General features: G+C 55.3%; 16 protein-coding genes. 12 read left to right on the top strand and 4 right to left on the bottom strand.

Features of this window, described 5'->3' with window-relative positions; genetic code table 11:
* Window positions 1-258 precede the first annotated feature (258 nt).
* From BLQ12_RS03725 to BLQ12_RS03670, 12 genes are all read left to right on the top strand, one after another.
* Complete coding sequence (locus BLQ12_RS03725) at window positions 259-873, top strand: GNAT family N-acetyltransferase (protein WP_175469475.1); 615 nt, start codon at window positions 259-261, stop codon at window positions 871-873.
* 121 nt (window positions 874-994) lie between these two features.
* Window positions 995-2,101 carry a DUF2156 domain-containing protein gene (locus tag BLQ12_RS03720; protein WP_092208401.1) on the top strand — a complete coding sequence of 369 codons (1,107 nt, stop codon included), beginning with the start codon at window positions 995-997 and terminating at the stop codon, window positions 2,099-2,101.
* A gap of 378 nt (window positions 2,102-2,479) precedes the next feature.
* Window positions 2,480-3,565 carry a radical SAM protein gene (locus tag BLQ12_RS03715; protein WP_175469474.1) on the top strand — a complete coding sequence of 362 codons (1,086 nt, stop codon included), beginning with the start codon at window positions 2,480-2,482 and terminating at the stop codon, window positions 3,563-3,565.
* Window positions 3,566-4,343: 778 nt separating this feature from the next.
* Window positions 4,344-5,375, top strand: a complete 1,032-nt coding sequence (locus BLQ12_RS03710; RefSeq protein WP_217640234.1) for a hydroxymethylglutaryl-CoA lyase-like TIM-barrel protein — start codon at window positions 4,344-4,346, stop codon at window positions 5,373-5,375.
* 42 nt (window positions 5,376-5,417) lie between these two features.
* A complete protein-coding gene (locus tag BLQ12_RS03705; RefSeq protein ID WP_217640233.1) occupies window positions 5,418-6,251 on the top strand; it encodes a fumarylacetoacetate hydrolase family protein in 834 nt (277 codons plus the stop codon).
* Window positions 6,252-6,291: 40 nt separating this feature from the next.
* Window positions 6,292-8,052, top strand: a complete 1,761-nt coding sequence (locus tag BLQ12_RS03700) for a non-ribosomal peptide synthetase (protein ID WP_217640232.1) — start codon at window positions 6,292-6,294, stop codon at window positions 8,050-8,052.
* Complete coding sequence (asnB, locus tag BLQ12_RS03695; protein ID WP_092208395.1) at window positions 8,040-9,818, top strand: asparagine synthase (glutamine-hydrolyzing); 1,779 nt, start codon at window positions 8,040-8,042, stop codon at window positions 9,816-9,818. Before BLQ12_RS03700 ends, asnB begins: the two co-directional genes overlap by 13 nt.
* A gap of 28 nt (window positions 9,819-9,846) precedes the next feature.
* On the top strand, window positions 9,847-10,536 hold the full coding sequence (locus BLQ12_RS03690) for a thioesterase II family protein (protein WP_092208393.1): 690 nt from the start codon (window positions 9,847-9,849) through the stop codon (window positions 10,534-10,536).
* A 93-nt stretch (window positions 10,537-10,629) separates the two neighbouring features.
* Window positions 10,630-12,105, top strand: a complete 1,476-nt coding sequence (locus BLQ12_RS03685) for a hypothetical protein (RefSeq protein WP_092208391.1) — start codon at window positions 10,630-10,632, stop codon at window positions 12,103-12,105.
* Between the two features lie 121 nt (window positions 12,106-12,226).
* A complete protein-coding gene (locus tag BLQ12_RS03680) occupies window positions 12,227-13,225 on the top strand; it encodes a DMT family transporter (RefSeq protein ID WP_175469473.1) in 999 nt (332 codons plus the stop codon).
* A gap of 291 nt (window positions 13,226-13,516) precedes the next feature.
* Entirely contained in the window at window positions 13,517-14,965 is a 1,449-nt protein-coding gene (locus BLQ12_RS03675; RefSeq protein ID WP_175469472.1) for a hypothetical protein, read from the top strand.
* A 50-nt stretch (window positions 14,966-15,015) separates the two neighbouring features.
* Window positions 15,016-15,807 (top strand): SDR family oxidoreductase, encoded by a 792-nt coding sequence (locus BLQ12_RS03670; protein WP_092208385.1) that lies wholly within the window; start codon window positions 15,016-15,018, stop codon window positions 15,805-15,807.
* A gap of 404 nt (window positions 15,808-16,211) precedes the next feature.
* Here the strand turns inward: BLQ12_RS03670 and BLQ12_RS03665 are convergent, their stop codons facing one another.
* The 4 genes from BLQ12_RS03665 to BLQ12_RS03650 form a co-directional block, all read right to left on the bottom strand.
* On the bottom strand, window positions 16,212-16,844 hold the full coding sequence (locus BLQ12_RS03665; protein WP_092208383.1) for a LysE family translocator: 633 nt from the start codon (window positions 16,842-16,844) through the stop codon (window positions 16,212-16,214).
* A gap of 248 nt (window positions 16,845-17,092) precedes the next feature.
* On the bottom strand, window positions 17,093-17,764 hold the full coding sequence (locus tag BLQ12_RS03660; RefSeq protein ID WP_139163820.1) for a hypothetical protein: 672 nt from the start codon (window positions 17,762-17,764) through the stop codon (window positions 17,093-17,095).
* Between the two features lie 416 nt (window positions 17,765-18,180).
* Window positions 18,181-18,495, bottom strand: coding sequence for a hypothetical protein (locus BLQ12_RS03655; RefSeq protein WP_092208379.1), 315 nt, complete (start codon window positions 18,493-18,495; stop codon window positions 18,181-18,183).
* Window positions 18,496-18,920: 425 nt separating this feature from the next.
* Window positions 18,921-19,316 (bottom strand): hypothetical protein, encoded by a 396-nt coding sequence (locus BLQ12_RS03650; protein ID WP_139163819.1) that lies wholly within the window; start codon window positions 19,314-19,316, stop codon window positions 18,921-18,923.
* Window positions 19,317-19,426: the final 110 nt, after the last annotated feature.

Here is a 19,426-nt window from a genome sequence, read left to right as displayed (position 1 = left end):
GCGCACTTTCACCACCCACAGCCTCCCCGGACACACGAGAACACCCCACCTGCAAAAATTCTCCAATACCCCTTTCCAAAGAGTAAAAAACACTCCTGTACCAATATCTCATCCTTCCATACAATTTACTCATCACTGACCCGTCTTCGCGGGACAGATTGCCACAAGATGTTCACCCCTCCCTGCGAGGGGTTCATCGTGGACATGACCCCGCCTTTTCCGGTCATTTTTACTTACCTACCAAAGGAGTGTTGCATCATGAAGAAAAAGAGTCAGAACCCATCCATTTTGCTTGGGCAGCTGCCCGAGGAGCTTGAGGAATCCGCCATTGAGGTGTTCCTCAACGGGTTCGAAAGGAAAATTGACCACCTCATGCTCAAACCCCGGGACCGAAGCCAGGCCCGACGCGTCTATCGTGACGGCGCCGACTTCTCTTCGGGGATCTATGCCCTCTGCGAAGGACGCGTCACCGGCATGCTCGGGCTCCAGTACCAAAACCGGAAATTCATTCACCTGAACCTTGCCACCTTAAACCGGGAATTCGGTTTCTTCGGGGGCGTGACCCGCAAACTCAGTGGTTCCGTATTCAAAGACATTCATCCCCTGGACAACGATGAGATCAGGGTTCAGGTCATCTCCGTTGCCGACGGCTTTCGAGGAACCGGGGTGGGCCATCGCCTCCTTGAAACCCTCTTTACCTTCGGCAGGACGCAAAACCTCTCCTGCGTTCGCCTGGAGGTCGTCAACACCAACCCCGGAGCAAAAAGGCTTTACGAAAAGCTGGGGTTCACCGAGTGCGGCCTCCTGCCATACGGCCCCATCGCCGCCAAAGCAGGGTTCTCATCACAGTTCCGGATGAAAAAGCCCCTGTGATACGCCCGCACCATTCCCACCCCATTACCCTCAATTGTCTTACCGATCCGACATCACATGCCCAACGCATACAGCGAAGGCAAACAGCAAAATAAATAACGACAAAAGGAATACCAGAGTTATGGAAAACTACAGAAAGTACGGCTCATTCACCATGGCATACTCCATCAAAGCGGACCCCCATTTCTCCCACTTTTCCCACGAGAAAGGCTCCATCGCCTATCAGGACCGGCTCGGCGTCCGCATTTTCGTGGGCGACCCCTTCTGCCGGACGTGCGATGCGCCAGCCGTAATCAACGCCTTTATCAAAGAGAGCCGCCTGCTCCGTCGCCCCCTGGTGGGCATGCAGTGCAGCCTGGACACAGCCCGGCTTTTCAGTGACCAGGGGTTTGACGCCACCCACATGGGGGTCGAAACGCTGATCCTCAACGACTGGTCCATCAAAGGAAAAAATGTGGGAAGGCGCATCCGAAAAGCCCACAAGAAAGGGCTCACCGTCACCGAGGCAAGGTGGGACTCCGACGCCTCCCTTCCAGAACAGGCCACGGCCATCTCCGAGGCATGGCGACAAACCCGCAAAACCAAAACCCCCCTGAACCTTCTGCTTCGCGAGCCCACCTTCCGGGACGAACCGGACGAGCGCACCTTCTTTGCCTGGCTGGACGGCACCCTCGTGGGCTACGTCACCTTCGAGGCCATGTACGATCATCACCAGACCATCGGGTGGTACGCCAACATCAACCGCCGGGACGACAGCCGCAACATCGCCATCTTTGATGCCATCGTGGATGTCGCCCTGGAGTGTTTCAAGGCCGAACCCGGATTCAAAGTACTCTCCCTTGGCCTTGCCCCCATGGCGGGCAGGCACAACGACCATGGTTTTTCCAACCGGCTGGTGGAACGGGTTTCGGACCTCAGCTACAAATATGGAAACGACGGGTACAACTACAAGGGAATCTTTCAATCCAAGAAAGGATACTGGCCAAAGTCCTTTGAGCAGAACCCGAACCAGGTGGAGGTTCGGGACACTTACTGCATCACAAGGGGATCGGTTCCCCTGGACCCCGTAGCCAAGGCGTTCATGGGGGTCGGTATTCTCCCTGAAGGGCTGGCCCACACCGCCTGGTTTGCCACCCGCATGACCGTTGCCGGCATGTGGCGCGAGTTCAGGAGAACAAGTCGAAGCAACCTGGTGACCTTCTGGAAGGGCCTCACCGCCTCCCTCTGATCGCCTGTGCGCTCATCCTCTCCGGAGGGGACCCCACCCCTCCGGAGTTGACCTTTTCCCGCCGGGCCAGGAACAAGGCCCGGCGAATATCCGCCAAAGAAATATAGGAGACAAGGGCCCCCGGCTGGCACATGCCTTGCTATTTGTTTAACGGTGATCTGTCAATGGCTGGCACATATCACGAAACCCGCCGGGGCCCCACAGATCAAAAAACAAGACCCTCCCCGGCCTGAGGCTCAGATTTTACGGCCCCATATGCTGCCCGCCACTCCGACAACCCCAGACAGGCCACGCCCCCTGCATTGCGCAGCCCGACCAGAGAATGCCACAGGCATGTCGCACCGGCTTTCGAAGAATTGCGAAATGAGGTTTAAAAATATGCGAAATGAAACGGTTGATCACGGCACCCGAACCATCATTGAAAAAGGCAAAAGAGGAAAGGGCCTCACCAGGCATGAGGCATTGGCATTGCTCCACGGAATCCCCACCCGGGGCGACGACTTCAAGGCCCTTTTGGCTGCTGCCGATGGCGTCTCCCGCCGCCAGTTCGGAAACATGGGCGAGGTGCACGGCCAGATCGGCCTCAACGGCGAGCGGTGCAGCAAGGACTGCCAGTTCTGCATGTTCAGCGACACCTGGAGTTCCCTTGACAACCCGTTCCGACTCGGCGAAGAGGAGGTCCTGGCCCATGCCGCGGCCTTTGAATCCCAGAAGGTGGGGTCCATCTCCCTGATGTCCACCGCCGATTACGAATTTGACCGTTTCCTCTCCATGGGCAGACTGGTCCACAAAAGGCTCAAGGGACGAATCCCCCTGTTTGCCAACTGGGGGGACCTGGACCCGGACCAGGCCCGGGCCGTAAAGAAAGCCGGTTTCACCTTCTGCTACCACGCCTTAAGGCTCGGCGAAGGAGCGGTGACCCTCATCGACCCTTACAAACGCATGCAGACCATTGAAAACGCCCACCGGGCAGGCCTGCTGGTGGGCTCCTGCCTGGAGCCCATCGGCCCGGAACACAGCTACGAGGAGATCGCCGACCTTCTGGACCTGATGCGCACCCTCAAGATCTCCTGGATGGCCACCATGAAGCGCATCCCCCTGTGCGGCAGCCCCCTTGAGCCCTACGGCCAGATCTCCGACGAAGAGTTCGCCCGCATCACCGCCGTCACCCGCCTCTTTTTCGGCAACACCATCTTCACCCTGGCCGCCCACGAACCCTCCCCCCTCTGCCTGGCGGCCGGGGCCAACTTCCTGGTGGCGGAACGGGGCACCAATCCCCGGGACACCGACATGGAGACCGAAGCCGGAAGGGCCTGGGACGCCTCTGCCTGCCGCGCCATGCTCAAAGAGGCGGGCTACGACATCTACACAGACGCGGTGAACCGGCGTTACCTTTCCATGAGCCTTAAAAACCGGTACTTCGGGCACGCAGGGAGGCTGATGGTCAATTGGCTGCACCCTTAACCGAAGCAACGCCGGCGGCGTGGCGTGAATCCCCTCGGATCTCCATGGCAAAGGCATGGAGACCGCCATTGGTTACGCCGGTGCGCAGAGGGACATTCGCCCCAGAGGTGCCCCCTGCACCCTCCTTGAAGAATGTGTGCCGTCGCGCCCGTCTTTTGCCTGCCGAACCGTTCAGCACCACGTATACGCGGGCGATTCAACCTGTTGCATCGCCTTGCCATAAAGCCCCACCTCGAACGCGTTTACGAATTCGCGAAATTTGAAAATTTTAGCTTGACAGAATTAACTACTTATAAATAATATCCCCCACTATATTAAATTTTGTAAGATTAACCCAATCACAAATCTTTCATATATAAACAATGGGCCATGCTTCCTGGCATGTCACCAACACCTTTATTTTCGCAAAACTAAAATTCTCATTTGCCGAGACACCGTATTCGCAAACGTGCTGTAGGGTATATCGGCTGCACGAACCATATCGGGCACCGCCCCGTCCTTTCCAGGGCTCGGTTTCATGCGTGAAACGCCATCACCCAGGCCTTTTATTTTACCGATCGTACAACAACAGAGCTGATTTTTTAACGAAACCACGGCATCGACACAGCCTGCCAAGCAATAACGACGATGAGCTGTTTTTTCCCACACAACCACCTGCGCACACTGAAAGATAAGCCATGTTAAGCAGACCGCATGTGAGCTGTTAATGATTCAAGCGCCCGGTTTTACCGGGAGTTACGACTTTTAATCTGTATGACATATTAAGGGGACATGAATTATGAGAGAAAAAATCGAACAAAATTTGATTCGGTCAACCGGTGAGATCAAGTTGCTCGACTCGACTCTGCGTGACGGCTCTTACGCGGTTGATTTCCAATTTGACAAGGCCTTCGTTGTTGATCTGGCAAAGAAACTCAACGATGTCTCTGTCGGCCTGGTAGAAATTGCGCACGGGATTGGTTTTGAAGCAGAAAGAGCAGGTCACAAAGAGTGCAATATCAGCCTCACGGAGTGGTGTGACATAGCCAATGCGAATTTTACGTCGTCGAAATGGGGGATGTTCGCACAACCCAAATTCAGCCGGCTCTCCACATTGTCCTGGCTGTGCAGCGAGGGGATGTCCTTTGTGCGGGTCGGCCTGGAGGCGTATCGGGTGGAAGAGAACCTGGATTACGTCGAAAGTGCCCTGCAGCAGTGTGATGACGTCTACCTGAACCTGATGAAGTCGAGCGTGGTTCCGCACACCAAGCTCCGGGATTTCCTGCGTAATGTGCCCTCTGAAGTCGCCGGTGTCTATATCGTCGATTCCTATGGAACCATGCTGCCGGAAGATGTTGAAAACTATGTCCGTGCCGTCAAGGAGATATTCCCGGTGGTCGGTTTTCACGGACACAACAACCTGGGCATGGCCAATGCCAACAGCCTTGCCGCGATCTCTGCAGGGGCATCCATCGTAGACGGCACCCTGCACGGGATCGGTCGAGGCAGCGGCAACGCCGCCATAGAATCCCTGGCGGGCATCCTGTCCAACATGGGCAAGGGCACCTATGACTACCGCGAATTCGCGAAACTGGCCGAGATGTGCAACCGGAACATGAAGGTCATACCCGGAAGCCACTACCTGCAGGTGCTGGGCGGGGTCATCGGCTTGCATACCAGCCTGTTCCCGGTGATCGAAAAGGTGTGCTCAGAGCAGATGATCGACGAGATGGCCGTCATGAAAGAGGCGTTGAACGTTGCCACATACGACCCAAAGGAATCCGACATCTATAAAGCGTCCGAAATCGTGTCACAGCAAGTGTATGCATAAGGGTGTCTCGTTTTAACAGAGCTGATTCGAAAGGAAATGAGAGTGAAACTGTCTCGATTAACACGCAGCGGCAGCGCAAAAATCCACGCGTGCAATGGTGAAGACCGGTGGGTTTGCCTGCCGGACGAATTCCAATCGCTTCGCCTTGTGGAGCTTCTGGGGCAAGGGCACAGAAAAGCCATTGACGAGGTGCTGAGAAAACAGCCCCGGGCAGATGTTCCGGCCAGCGGGTTGGACACGGCAGCCTCGGTGGCCGGTGAGGGGGGAGATATCTGGGGCGCGGGTTTAAACTACCGCGGACACGCCAAAGACCTGGACGCAGCCCAACCGGTTTCAGGGCCCGGGTCGTACCTGAGGCCAACCGGGTGCCTTATTGCAAATGGTGAGGACATACGTCTGCCACGGCAAAGCAAGCGCGTCACGGCGGAAGGGGAGCTTGGCCTTGTCATCGGGACGCGTTGCAAGAACGTAGCCCGCGAGAACTGGCGGGATGCCGTGGTGGCCGTGACAACGGTCCTGGACATGACCGCCGAAGACGTCATTCGTGAAAACCCTCGCTATATCCCATGGGCCAAAGGCTTTGACACCTTTTGCAGCATAGGCCCCGCCCTTGTGTCCATAGACACCTTCGCGCCGGATGAACTTAAAACCCTGCGCGTTTCCACCGTGCGAAACGGAGAAACCATTGCCTCGGCACAGGTATCGGAGATGCGTTACGACCTGGGCTTTCTGGTGGAGTATTTCTCAGCGGGCCGAACGCTCCTGCCGGGCACGGTGATCTGCACCGGAACCCCGGGCGCGGCGGCCATTGAGGCAGGAGACACTGTGGAGGCCATGGTAGAGCAGGTCGGGCACCTTTCACACAATGTAAAATAGACCGCCCCAGACAGGCGATCGGCTATAAAGATGGAAAGATATGCATCGGATAAACAAAGAAGAGACCAACGTCAAAGAAAGCATGTCCATTGTCGAAATGATCGACCACTGTGTTCGCATGGATCCGGAGCACACAGCCATTGAGACCCCCACGGCATCGCTGACCTATGGCGACCTCGATAAAGAGTCGAGGTCGCTGGTATCCCACATAGAACGCATGACCGTTCCCGGTGAATTTGTCGGCATTGAGGGACAGCGAAATGCGGCAACGATTGTGGCCATGGTGGGCCTGTTGCGGGCCCACCGGCCCTTCGTGGTAATCGACCCGCGTGACAGCGCAGAATCCAATCGCAGCAAGATCTCCCGGCTTCGGGTCAACAGGGTCGCCCAGGGCACAGCAAACCCTGGAGAGGTTGAGCTTGTCCCAACACCTTCCCCCTGGAGAGGCCATGACACAAATCAGCTGACACCTCGCAAGGACCTGCATGAATTTTACGGCAACATCGCCTATGCGATCCACACCTCGGGATCCACGGGGGAACCCAAATGCGTCATCGTGGCACGTGATTCACTGAACGGGGTGATTACGGATCACCGTCGCCGCCTGGAGGTGGGGCCGCAAAGCCGGACGCTCCAGTTTGCAAAGCTCACCTTCGACGGGTGCCTCACCGAGATCTTCTGGACACTGTGTGCCGGAGCCCGTCTTGTGATGGTGGACGAAAGCGCGCTGACGCCCGGTGCGGTGTTGCAGGACACGCTTACGCGCCATGCCATTACGCACCTGAAAACCACGCCGTTTGCTTTAACGGCAACAGAGCCGACACCGGGCATGCACTTGCGCCATGTTCTAAACGGTGGCGGTGCCTGCCGACCCGCCGTGGTTGAAAAATGGGCGCGCATTGCCGCCTTCCACAATGCCTATGGCTGCACGGAGACGACAATCTGCAATCTTCTCACCGATGGGCTGAGCCCCGAAGCGTGCCGCGACGGGGTCCCCCTAGGAGATGTGGTCGGAGAATGCGGCGTAAAAATTACCCGGCAGAAAACCGATCATGCCACGGAACTGTCTTCGGACCTATGCGGAGAGCTCGTCATCACAGGGAAAAGCGTTGCCATCGGCTACCTTACCGACGATGGCCTGCAACGTTTTTCCGGTCCAGCAGACACCCAGGTGTATCCCACCGGTGACATCGTCACTGTCCGAGACGGCCAGTTTTTCTTTGTGGAAAGATGCGACCGGCAGGTCAAGGTGAGGGGCTACCGCATCGATCCCGGGGAGGTGGAAAGCGTGGCCTGCCGTCTCGACACCGTCGTCGAAGCGGTGGTTTTGGCGGAATCTCACGCCGTGGACCAAGACGCCGAAGCCACCGACGCCCTGGTCTGCTATTACCAGGGTGCGGCCGGGCCCCGCATGCTGCGACGGCACCTTGAGGCGCACCTCAATCCGTACAAGGTGCCGTCTCTTTTCAAACGCCTGGACATAATGCCCTACACCCGAAACGGCAAGGTCGATCGCCATGCCTTGCAGGCCACCCGCACCCCCATCGCTGGAGAAGCGGCAACCGTCGAAGCCCAGGTTATGTCCCTGGTGCAAAGCCTCACGGGCTTGGATGATGCCCACCGGAACGACAATTTTTTCGACATTGGCGGGGATTCGGCCTCGACCCTCATCCTGCTGGGAAAACTCAAGGAGCTGGGTTGGACCGATGTCGGTGTGCGTGACGTGCTTCGGGCAGCAACACTCGGAGACCTGATTGACGCGTTCCCCGGAAAGGAGGCTGAACGGTTATGTGCGGTATAAGCGGTACATTTGCCCCGGATGGTCGGCTGGATCGCAGTCTCTGCGTTGCCATGCACAACAGGCTGACCCACCGGGGGCCGGACGAGGCCTACTCCCTGAACACGGCGTCCCTTTCGGTGAAGCTCGCAAGACTCGGCATGATCGGGCTGCAAGACGGCTGGCAACCGGTGGAAGAGGCCAGTGGCCGTTTTGTGGCGCTGACCAATGGGGAAATATACAATGCCGACAGGCTTTTCGAAGAGCTGGGCATCCCCCGGCCAAGCGGCAACGGGGTTGATGTGGCGATCCTCCCGGAGCTGGTGGCTCGCCACGGCATCAAAGGGCTGGAAAAAATCGACGGTCAGTTTGCAACGGTGATTTATGACCGGAAGGAAAACGCCCTCTACCTGGCACGGGATCGCTTTGGCATCTGCCCGCTCTTCTTCAGTGAGGTGGAGAACTGCATCCATTTCTGCTCAGAACTCAAACCCCTTGTCCAGGCGATCCGTCACCCGTGGAGACTGGATTACACCGCCGTGGACCAGTATTTTTCCCTTGGCAACGTTGTCGCTCCGAAAACCCTCGTGGAACATGTCTCTGGCGTGGAGCCCGGATGCGCTGTACGGTTCGATGAGAATGGACGTAAAACCCTCCGATACTGGCGCTACGGCATGTTCTCTTCCGAGAAAGGGCCCGTCGACGTAGAGGCACTACGTGAAGCCATGAAGGAATCGATCTCCATGCGGCTCCACTCCGATGTAGAGATCGGTGCCTACCTGAGCGGCGGGTTTGATTCCACGGCAATTCTCATGGATGCGGCGTCCATGTCAAAAAAGACCATGAAATCCTTTTCGGTGACATTCAACGACCCGATGCTGGACGAGGGGCGCTTTCAGCGCTCGGTGGCGGCAACGGCAGGCAGCGTCCACCATGAGATACGATGCTTCCCTGAAGACATTGCCGCGCGGTTCGAGAAGATGGTTCGCCATTGCTGTTTCCCCCAGCGCGAGACCTACAATGTGTCTGCCATGATGCTCTCCGAGCATGTGCATGGGGCAGGGATCAAGGGCGTGGTGTCGGGTGAAGGCGCAGATGAGCTGTTCTTCGGATACGATTCCTACGCATTTGACAGTGTCAAGCGCGGGCCACGCATGGAGTGCGTCCAGAATGAGCAGGCATGGGGCCGGGCAGATTTCAGCTGGGAAGTCGACCACGACCGTGTGGAAAAACGCCGTCAAAACTTCCTGTCCGAAAGTGCGCGACAGGAGATTACCGGGCGGGAGTTCTGGCGCCATCGGCTGATCCCGTATTCAGACGATGAACTCAAAGGGCTTTCCCCCATGCAGCTGCGCTCCATCGCCGACGTCTATGTCCAGCTGGGCGGGCACCTGCTGGGCGACCACGGAGATTCCATGGTCATGGCCAACTCCATCGAGGGCCGCTACCCGTTCCTTGGAAATGGGGTTGTCTCCCTGGCGCTGCGCGTCCCGGACCAGGAAAAGGTCGTCAACTTCGAAGGCAAGGCATGCCTCAAAACAGCGTATCGCGACACCGTTCCGGAGACGGTAACGAACCGGGCCAAGCACGGGTTCACCGCCTACGACCTGAAATCCATCGTCGACGATACCTTGTGGCGGACCTGGCACGACATGGTCGCGTCGGTGGGAGCCCTGAATGTGGAATGCATGGCCGAGGCTTCCACGGCACATCTCAAGGAAAAGTGGGATTTTCGCCTGGGAGCCATCAGTTTATCGATGATCGTCGACGAGCTGGGGCTGCGGTGCTGAGTGGAACAAACCAAAAGGACAAATCATCATGGACGATGCAACACGGGATGTCATCATCTTTCCCGGAACAGGATCTTTCGGCAGCGAGTTTCAACCGATGGTGCGCACCTTGAGGCCAAACGTTCGAATTCTCCGCTATCCCTGGCGTTACGAGCAGACCAGTCACACGGACACCCCCTCCTTTCACGACGCCGCCGTCTCCTTTGTACCCCAACTCCGGGACATTTCGGAAAAAGAGCCGATCCTGTTCGGGCACAGCTTTGGCGCGTACATGGCCTACACCCTTGCAGCCGCCCTGGAACTGGCATGCTGTCAAATCGGTGGGCTGGTCATTGTGGGCGCCAATGCCCCCCACCTCATCGATGGATCGGCCTTACTACCGCGTTCATCGGAAGAAATCGAGGCCTATTGGACGACGGTCGACCCGGGGCTGTTTGAACGCATGCCGAGCCACGAATGGAAGGATATACTCATCGATACGACCCGCAAGGAGCTGAATATGCTGAGCGATTTCCATGCCTCGGATTTTGGGCGACTGTGCTGCCCGATTTTCGCGGCATCAGGGGATGAGGACCCCCTTGTCACGGAAAACGGGCTGACGGGCTGGGGTGACTACACCACCGAGCGCATGAGCATCCGGCGATTTTGCGGCGGCCATACGAATTTACTGGCTACAAATGAGTTCATAACATGGGTCAAAGAGATTACTCATCATTAAGCAATTAAGTTGTATCACGAGCGAAGACCATGTATGGTGCTGCATTAGCAGCCGTTAGTGACTACCTGATTATTACCTGAAAAGGAAATTGGAATGCAAAAGAAAATACTGAGCGCGCTGCGAAACGCCCTGCCCGATAATGATGTAAACGCCGTTGAACAATGTGTAACAAATCTGCACAACAGATTGCCCCACAAAGAGAACCTGAGCAAAAACACGGTGATGGTGGCCTATGGCGGAGGCAAGGACAGTGCGTACACAACCGCCTTCATGCGGGCCGTTCACCTGGCCATGGCAGAGCGCTTTGGCGGCGATACGTTCCGGCTTGTTATCGTTACGATGCGTCACTCAGGCATGCCCTTCGTCGTGATGCAGAACATCGACCGGACCTATCGCACACTCGGGGTGTACGACGACCCCATGGCCGAGCTTCTCCTCATCGAAGGGGAGGAGGTGCGACCCTTCGACCTGCACGCGCCGATGCCCCACACCTTGATCAACTTCAACCGGACCGACCTTCTCATGTCCGGCCATCAGTCATACGGAGACGGGCGAACGTCCTTTTGCAATGCCTGCAATTTCAACGTGGCCAATTTCTTCGGCGTGGCGGCCCGTCATTGCGGTGTGGACCTCATCGTCACCGGGGATTCCCCCAGCGAACAGCGCGATTATGCCCAGTGGATTCACAAGCTCGCACGCCAGACCGGGCAGAAACCGGCCGGTGACACCTCGTTTAAAGGCACCCTTAAAGTCCTCGACGGGATATCGCGCGCCTATTTCACGGAGATCCACGGCGCCAGCCATGCGGACCGGCTGGCGGATCGCAGGGTAACCTGGGACGTGTCCGAGACCCTCTCCTTTTTCTCGATTTACGATTACACAGACTATGCCTCGGGAGCGCACTGGTCGCTCCTGACCGATTTCCTGGGGTTTGTCTTCGACGACCTGGCCTTCAGCTTCACCGAATCCGATTGTGCCAACCCGGCCATGATGGCCCATCTGCGCGGGCTTCGCACCGAGCGGGTCTACAAGCGCAGTTACCGGGAAGGAATCGACCAGTACGCGGATTTCGCCATCGACCTGATGAAGCACAAGGACTTTCCAGGTCACCTCATCGACACAATAAAGAAACGCTACGCCACCGAAGGTGGTGTGGCGACCATGCGCAGATTGATGGAAACGTACGCCCGGACGACCTTTGGCCTGAAAACCGAGCAATTGGTCTGCATGGTCTTTTCCCCTTTTGCAGGGGGGTGTGCCGGTCTTCACGATTACCTGGCCGCCGAGCAGCCGGACCTGCTGCCCCGGGAAGCCAAAATCTGCGCCCTCCTGGAGACGGGTCACATTGAGGATCAGGGACTGGCCTTCAAGCTGGAAAGGCTGAGCGGGCTGAGCCTCACCGATTTGAGGCAACTCTTCGGCGCCCCCCTGTGGTCCCCCCTGGGCAGTGACAGCGAGCAGGGCCGCCTGTTGCCCTTCATCACAAAAAGCGACCCGAACCAGAAGCTGATCCGGGTAAATTTCGGAAACGACGACGCGCCGGTCATGGACCGGGTGTCGGGAAGATAGAGATCAGGCAGGTGGGTTCCCCAGACGTCAGAAACATCTGGCACGGACACCGGGGAACGGGCACTCAAACCACCTGCCTTAATTTCTGGTAATACAGATGGATGAAAGGAGAACATGTTGTATGTTGACTGACAAGACGCAAGGCCGGTCTGAACGCTTTTCCAATGCCTCGCCATATCTCAGCCTGCTGATTACGATGGTCATGTTTGGAAGTGCATTTGCAAGTTCCAAGTTCGTCGTGGGGGAGTTGCCCCATGAGGTTGCGGCGGCACTGAGATTCGGGGGTGGCGGTGTGCTGCTGATGGTCCTTTCCATGGCATTGCACATCAAATCAAAGCCCATCGGTGTGGGAGCGGCGATGTCCGCGGCATTTGCCGGACTGCTCGGGGTGTTTGCCTACAACCTGTTCTTTTTCTGGGGGCTCTCTCTGGCCCCGTCCATCGACGGAAGCGTCATTGTGCCGGTTCTCAGCCCCATCATCACCACCGCGATCCTTCTCTCCCTGGGCCGCGAAAAAGCGTCGGCCACAAGGATTCTGGGCCTTTTCCTGGGGCTGGTGGGCGCAGCCGTCTTCCTATTTGGGGCCGGTACAGCGGAATCGCTGAAAACCAGAATGGCCGGAGATCTGTTCTTCGTGGTCGGGGCCTGCTCCTGGGCGCTGTACAGCATTGTCTCCAAAACCCTGCTGTCCAAGGGAAACATCGACCCGTTAAGGGCGACCACATGGGCCACAGCAAGTGGGGCCCTTGCACTGATGGCACTTGCAGTACCCCATGTCCAGGCGGTTGACTGGTCCTCCGTTTCACGGCTGGCATGGTACAATATCGCTTACCTCTGCGTTGGCCCGACGGCCATTGCCTACCTGTTATACTATTACGGGCTGCAACGGGTGAGCGCCTCCACAGCGACCATCATGATGTTTACCGTGCCCTTTTTCGGGTCGTTCTTCTCCATCCTTTTTTTGGGGGAATCCATACGCGGCATACAGATGACCGGTGCGACGGTCATGCTGGCGGGCTCATTTATTGCTGTGATCCTGGCCCAGAAACCCACCGGGGAAGATGCAAATGAACCCCTTGAGGGTTCCGAAGGCAAGCTGGCCCACACGAAGGCATCGTAACACCCAGCCCAAGGGCCCTGGGCCCTCGCCGTCACTGGCCTTGGGGGGCGGCATCCCCCCGAGGCCAGAACACCGTGTCTCTTGTTCCGGGGAATGAATTTGTTGATCTCCCGTCGGCGAACAGACGCACAGATGATCATGAATCAAGCCCGTAAAGGCGTAGCAAAAAACGCCCCTTGTCGAGATGCCCTGCGAGCTGTCCCCAAAGATGCAATCAAACACCCTCCCATGATATCGATAAAGTGCAATGTGGCCGCTGCCGTCGACATGGCGACCACAGGAAAGGAAACCATGAAGATATTCTCCGTTGAAGGTTCTCCCCGCGCTGCGGCAATCACGTCGTGTTACACACGTCTGATCGATTTGCTCGGCGCCCCCCAGGACACAAATCAAAAAAAACTGGCGCCCGGCGATGTGCTCAGGGACTTGGAAGACCGTGGCCTGGTGTACCGGATGCCCCAGGATGACGCCGGTGAAGGGCTGTACTACCTTCCGTCTGTGGCAGCAAAAACGTTTCTGTCAGAATGGCTGGAAGCGGCAGATACCGCCCTCACCCGCCTGGCCAAAAAAGCCCTGAAACCGCGTCAAGGCGCCCTGATCACCTTTCCGCTGTACCCATCGGCTCCCAACACCGAACCACGGGAGCTGCACTGCTTCACAACGGACTGGAGTCCGTTCCCTGCGGCATGTGCCATCGCGGTCCACCCCCACCACCCGCTGGCGCCAAAGGGTAAAGAGCTTCCGGCCTTTACCGGCGCGTATGTGCGCCACCCCCTGCACGGTGACCTTATGCCGGTCTGGGCGGTGGACTGGGTCGCCCCGGACATCGGCACCGGTGTGGTCATCGTAAACCCCGCACATTGCGCCGCGGACCTGAGCTTTGCCCGCGACGTGGGGCTTCCCATCCGCTTCGGCCTGGTTCCGGCCATTCCGGGAACCAGTAGCGACAGCTGGATCGAACCACCGGTGATCCGTACGGGCACGGGATTCCGCACGGGCAGTTCCGCGGACGGCCTCCCCCACGGCGCCGCTGCGGCCCAGTATTTTTCAACCCTTGAGGCGGAAGGCCGCGCCCGAACCATCACGGAGTACGCCCTTGGCTCCCAGAAGATCGCTGCTTCAGCCCCCGGCACCGGCAATTCCGAACCCGAGAGCCCCTTCGTTTCGATGCTCGAATTCCTAAACGCGTACGCCAACACAACCGAACCCGGTTCCTGGATGACCGTCCTGGACCGTGAGATGGGCGCCCTTGAGGTAGCCCGCCTGGTTTGCCTGGCCGTCGATTGCGGCTTCTCCCTTCCGGCCCTTAGCAAAACGATCTTTGTTGGTGCAGCCGAAACGGAAGGTGGTGAGTCAACCGACACCCCGGCAGGACAGCTTGCCTGTCTTTCGGCATCGGCACCTGCGGACGCCCTGTCCGTGAAACAAGAGACGATGGAACAGGCAGAGCGCTTCATCGCCAACCTCTCCGTCTCCCCTGAGATCCCCAACCTGTCGGACAAGGATTTTGCAAAGGGGGCAAAGAGGTCTCGAAAGGTGGTGGAACACATGACAGGCGGAGAACTGCACCTGGCATTTCGCGAACTCTACCGGCTGCAACGGGATATCAGGAGGGACCAGGGTGTGGGCAAAGCCGATAAAGTAACGTATCCGGCCCTGGCCTATGTGATGTCCGGTGAAGGGGTTCTCCAGGCAGAAAACGACGTACGCCGACTCTTGTCGGCGTACATCCGTCCCTGATTGTCTTAGTGAAGCAGTGACTCTGTAACGTGAATCAAGGGAAACAACCCATGAATCTTGGAATTGAAGGAAAACTTGCACTGGTCTCAGCCTCAAGCAGGGGACTCGGACGAAGCTGCGCGGACGCGCTGGCGTCCGAGGGGTGCCGGGTTGCCGTGTGCTCCCGAAACGAAGCATCAGCCCAGAAGGCAGCCCATGAAATCTCGGAACAATACGACGTCGAAGCGATGGGCTTTGAAGCGGATCTGGCAAAAAAAGAGGACATCGACAGATTGATCAACCAGGTCACCGATGCCCTGGGAACCCCCGATATCCTGGTCACCAACGCAGGGGGACCGCCGCCGGGGACCTTTGAGGCCACGGCCCTGCCCGACTACCAAAAAGCCCTGGACCTCAACCTGATGAGCGCCGTTCATCTGATCCACCACGTCTACCCGGCCATGAAAGCCAAGGGGTGGGGACGGATCATTGCCATCACGTCCATCTCCGTCAAGCAGCCCATCGGCGACCTGCTGCTCTCCAACATGGCCCGGTCCGGACTCACCGGATTCTTAAAAACCATCGCCACGGAACTGGCCCCCCACGGCATCACCGTCAATGCCCTGCTGCCGGGCACCCACAAAACAAAGCGCGTGGACAAGTTGACCCGGGACCGCGCCGCCCTGGCAGGCAAAACCGAAGAGGAGGTCTACCGCCAAATGGTATCCGCCATTCCATGCGGAGCCTTCGGAAACCCATCGGATTTTGGCGCCGCAGCAGCCTTCCTCGCAAGCCGACAGGCAAACTTCATCACCGGCCACAACCTGCTTGTGGACGGAGGGAAGTACATGGGAACGTTGTAAGGGCCGGCGCAAAAGTAAACCTTGCAAAAAGCGATGCCTCCGGCGGCGAGGTGTGCCACCTCGAAAGCAGGTTGCAAATGCGCTTTGCCCTTCATTCCTCAGGGAAAATCACATTTGCTATTGATTCAGATTAAACCGAATCTGTTTTTAAAACCTGTTCATTAAACCCGTCGTTATAAGATCAGGCAAAAGTTAAGCCTCCGGCAGCAAGGTGACCACCTTAAAAGCGGGTTGCCGAATATAAAAAAGCCCACCTCGTAACCCCGAGGTGGGCTTTCATCTCGACTGCCCTTCCAAAGCGATTGCCCATAACGGGTAAACCTTCCCGCCTATAAAACCGGTTTTGTGAGCAACGGATAGGTGCCGCCTTCGCGGCATAAGCCCCCATGAAATGTAACACCACGTTATCTGTTTGATGACGTCGCCATGAGAAGACCAAACCCAACAAAAACAGACCCACTTGTCTGACGTATTGCTTTCATCCTGTATGGCTTGTTGAACCAGTTTGTCGCCCTGTCCACGATCAGGGCATACAGCATCAAAAAGACACAGGATGACCCCATTAGCACAAGAATCAGTACCAGAAATTGTGGAATAAGGGCTTCGTCATGGTTTAAAAATGGCGGAAACAGAGCCGTGAGAAAAATGATGGCTTTTGGGTTGGTAACGGCCACACCAAATGCATGGGTAAACATTTTACATGATGCCATCTTGGCATGGTGAAATTCAGTATGTTTGGTACCGAGATCCGGATCCTGCTGAAAAATAAGTTTCAGCCCCAAAAACATCAGATACAGTGAACCGGCATATTTAACGGCAGTATATATCGTCTCTGATGTTTCAAGTATGATCCCCAAGCCTGAAACCGCCACAATACCAAGGCAAAAAAGCCCCGCAATGTTCCCTAAGGCCGCGAATATTGCCTGACGCCACCCGTGTAACGCTGACTTCGTCATGATAAAAAAAACGGCCGGCCCCGGCGTTGCCGTGGCAACGACCACCAAGGCTATGTATATGAGCCACGATTGAAAAGTCATCTTTCCTCTTTTTCAGATAGAAGAGGTGTGGAGTATCGGTAAATCACTCAAAAGGACAATGAACGCAGCCCCCCCACTCGCCAGATGTCTCTCTGCGCTTGTCCGGTTCCTCTTCATAATCACCAGTCCTGAGGGACTGTAGGATGAGCAAAGCGCGAAGCGTGCCCACCTTAATTAAGAAAACAACCGATAACATACAGAGACATAGAAGGAAAATCATCAAACACAACGCATCGGCCGTGCTCACCTCAACTTTGACCATTGTCCTCGGGCGGAATAAGACGAAACGCGTTGATGATCGGATGAATTTTCTCCAAGTCGACAGAGACGAATGCCCCCGGAATATACGATTCCTGAATCAAAAAGCGGTAGACATTGTGCGAATCCTGAAAATCATCAGGGAAATAGAGATAATAGGCCGCCTTGACGAAATAACAGCGTTTGAAGCTTGCCATCGTGGCTGACCCCCTGGTAACCCTGTATGTCATGGTATGGAGTTTCTTACCGTTCAGCTCCACGACAGCTTTTTTCACGTCCCTGAGTTCATAGCCATCGGTGGTTTCCCCTGCCCCTCTCATTATCCGCTCTTCCTTGTCAATAAGGGCCTTTGCAAGCTCTGTCTCGGATATGCCGTTTTCCACCGGAAGAAATTCAGTCTTAAAAATCAGTATTTCTGTCCGCCCCAGGATCACCCCATTAAGGGGATGTATTTTCAGGCGTTGAAACGATACGGTCTCATTCATCGGCGTTTGGGTAACAGCCCACTCTTTCCACGGTTCCAGATCAGGCAACGCAATACGATACGTTTCCATCTCAATGGGACAGGTTATATTCCCCTGGTTCACAAGGCGCACCGTAGTACACGAAAAACCAACTAACGAGAAAAGAAGAATAAAACTTGTAAAACAAATTGATTTCATTTTAATTTGAATCCCCCAAAGGCAACAAACAACTATGCAAACACGGAATGAGTGATATTCCCTCCATTGACGTGACTACCGCCGTTCAAGGCATCATGATGAAGAAGCAAGAAAATATGCATATATAAGGGCACCGACCAAGCCAAGGATAGCAATGATATCCTGAAGTTTTATCGGCAAGTCGGGTAACCGAATATACGACTTTGCGGTGCCAGATTTTCCATAGGCAATCGGCTTGTTACAGAACACGCACGTTTTGGGATAGACCCCGTTAACAGGTTGCAATAGGGCATTGCAATAAGGGCAATAAAAATTTTGAAAGGATTTAAACATAGCCTGCTACCTAAAAAATGGATAGGTTAATTGATGGCTCGTAAAAATACACCAAAAAGCAACCAAATTAAAATTGGGACTTTTTAGTCGATACCAAATTTTGGTAAACGGCAATCATTTCCAAATTGCCACCATTTTTTTTCAAGGTAATATGTGCGCCCCTGCTCAGATAAAGGCTCTCTTTCAGTTATTTCTTCAACTTCACAATATGAATCAAGGTAAATCATTGGAGGATCTTCCTCAATGTTTAGAGTTATTGCTTGAAGTTTCTTATCCTCTTTAATTTTCTTAATACCAAGCAATTCTGCGCTATTCAAATCGTCCGCAACAACGAAGACATTTTGATAAAATCCATACTTGGCAGTCTTGCCATTAAAGTTGATAGCAAAATTTTTCATTACTATTCATGCCCCAAATATGTCTTGAGCAAAGCCCTTATATCAGGAAGGACTTCTCAAGCTGATTTTTACCATCACTTACCTTATTGTTAGGATCAAAACCCCACATAACGTGTAGATAACCGCCATTGCGTATCAACCTCAGGCCGCTCTCTCAGAGTAAACCAATTCATCCAGATGTTCCCAAAAAACAATTCAGTTCTGCATTACGCGAACTGTTTCTGACGGTATCCCTAAGCGCTGAATCATCTGACTGACAGGCGTATTCATCTGGCGTTTTGTGTCCCCACAAGACTCAACCATAATCGTTTGTTTTCGGATACTTGGGAAGTAAACCATCAACGGTTTCTTGCATTCCATAGTATCCCGCCATTAACTCCAAGTTCAGCTGTACGTCCCCAAACAAACCAAGTATTGGCAATTTTTTACTCATGAATAAAATACATATCCGAATCTTCGCCGTCATCTACCATTCGAACGACAACCTGCTCCAATGCATCAACTATTTGATCAAACTCAGCCTGAATGAGGTGTGAATTCCACGCATCGTTATACCGCCCTCGAAGCTCAGCCCTCGATATTCTCAGTTTATCGATATCCAAAAGGTCCTGCACATGAAGTAGGCAGGCAAGATTGTAAATTGAAGTTGAAATTGTACGATTTTCCGGTTGGTACCAACAAAAATCCTGAAATTCTTCTGGGTCATCCAGGTCATAGATTACGGTGCCCCTCACATGCTCTTCTGTCACTTCTTTATAGAGAACATCAACAGCACCCAAAGCACCAAGGAATTCTTTTAAAAACATCTCTCTGTTCATCATTGATTCCGATTGTAAAGAAGAGGTTTGGACCGGCCCTGAATATCCGGTACCCGAGTACCGGATTACGTGTAAAAAATTAATCCCGGCAACAGACGTTACGGTATGGTTTA

Origin of the sequence: Desulfoluna spongiiphila, assembly GCF_900101345.1 — a bacterium.
Lineage (GTDB): Bacteria > Desulfobacterota > Desulfobacteria > Desulfobacterales > Desulfolunaceae > Desulfoluna > Desulfoluna spongiiphila.
The sequence above is the reverse complement of the archived record's forward strand: the minus strand, read 5'-3'. Positions and strand labels throughout refer to the sequence as shown.

Excerpts from the sequence above, each read along its gene's own strand:
- BLQ12_RS03725 (WP_175469475.1), top strand. The coding sequence starts at position 259 with ATGAAGAAAAAGAGTCAGAACCCATCCATTTTGCTTGGGCAGCTGCCC.
- BLQ12_RS03720 (WP_092208401.1), top strand. The coding sequence starts at position 995 with ATGGAAAACTACAGAAAGTACGGCTCATTCACCATGGCATACTCCATC.
- BLQ12_RS03715 (WP_175469474.1), top strand. The coding sequence starts at position 2,480 with ATGCGAAATGAAACGGTTGATCACGGCACCCGAACCATCATTGAAAAA.
- BLQ12_RS03710 (WP_217640234.1), top strand. The coding sequence starts at position 4,344 with ATGAGAGAAAAAATCGAACAAAATTTGATTCGGTCAACCGGTGAGATC.
- BLQ12_RS03700 (WP_217640232.1), top strand. The coding sequence starts at position 6,292 with ATGCATCGGATAAACAAAGAAGAGACCAACGTCAAAGAAAGCATGTCC.
- asnB (WP_092208395.1), top strand. The coding sequence starts at position 8,040 with ATGTGCGGTATAAGCGGTACATTTGCCCCGGATGGTCGGCTGGATCGC.
- BLQ12_RS03690 (WP_092208393.1), top strand. The coding sequence starts at position 9,847 with ATGGACGATGCAACACGGGATGTCATCATCTTTCCCGGAACAGGATCT.
- BLQ12_RS03685 (WP_092208391.1), top strand. The coding sequence starts at position 10,630 with ATGCAAAAGAAAATACTGAGCGCGCTGCGAAACGCCCTGCCCGATAAT.
- BLQ12_RS03680 (WP_175469473.1), top strand. The coding sequence starts at position 12,227 with ATGTTGACTGACAAGACGCAAGGCCGGTCTGAACGCTTTTCCAATGCC.
- BLQ12_RS03675 (WP_175469472.1), top strand. The coding sequence starts at position 13,517 with ATGAAGATATTCTCCGTTGAAGGTTCTCCCCGCGCTGCGGCAATCACG.
- BLQ12_RS03670 (WP_092208385.1), top strand. The coding sequence starts at position 15,016 with ATGAATCTTGGAATTGAAGGAAAACTTGCACTGGTCTCAGCCTCAAGC.
- BLQ12_RS03665 (WP_092208383.1), bottom strand. The coding sequence starts at position 16,844 with ATGACTTTTCAATCGTGGCTCATATACATAGCCTTGGTGGTCGTTGCC.
- BLQ12_RS03660 (WP_139163820.1), bottom strand. The coding sequence starts at position 17,764 with ATGAAATCAATTTGTTTTACAAGTTTTATTCTTCTTTTCTCGTTAGTT.
- BLQ12_RS03655 (WP_092208379.1), bottom strand. The coding sequence starts at position 18,495 with ATGAAAAATTTTGCTATCAACTTTAATGGCAAGACTGCCAAGTATGGA.
- BLQ12_RS03650 (WP_139163819.1), bottom strand. The coding sequence starts at position 19,316 with ATGATGAACAGAGAGATGTTTTTAAAAGAATTCCTTGGTGCTTTGGGT.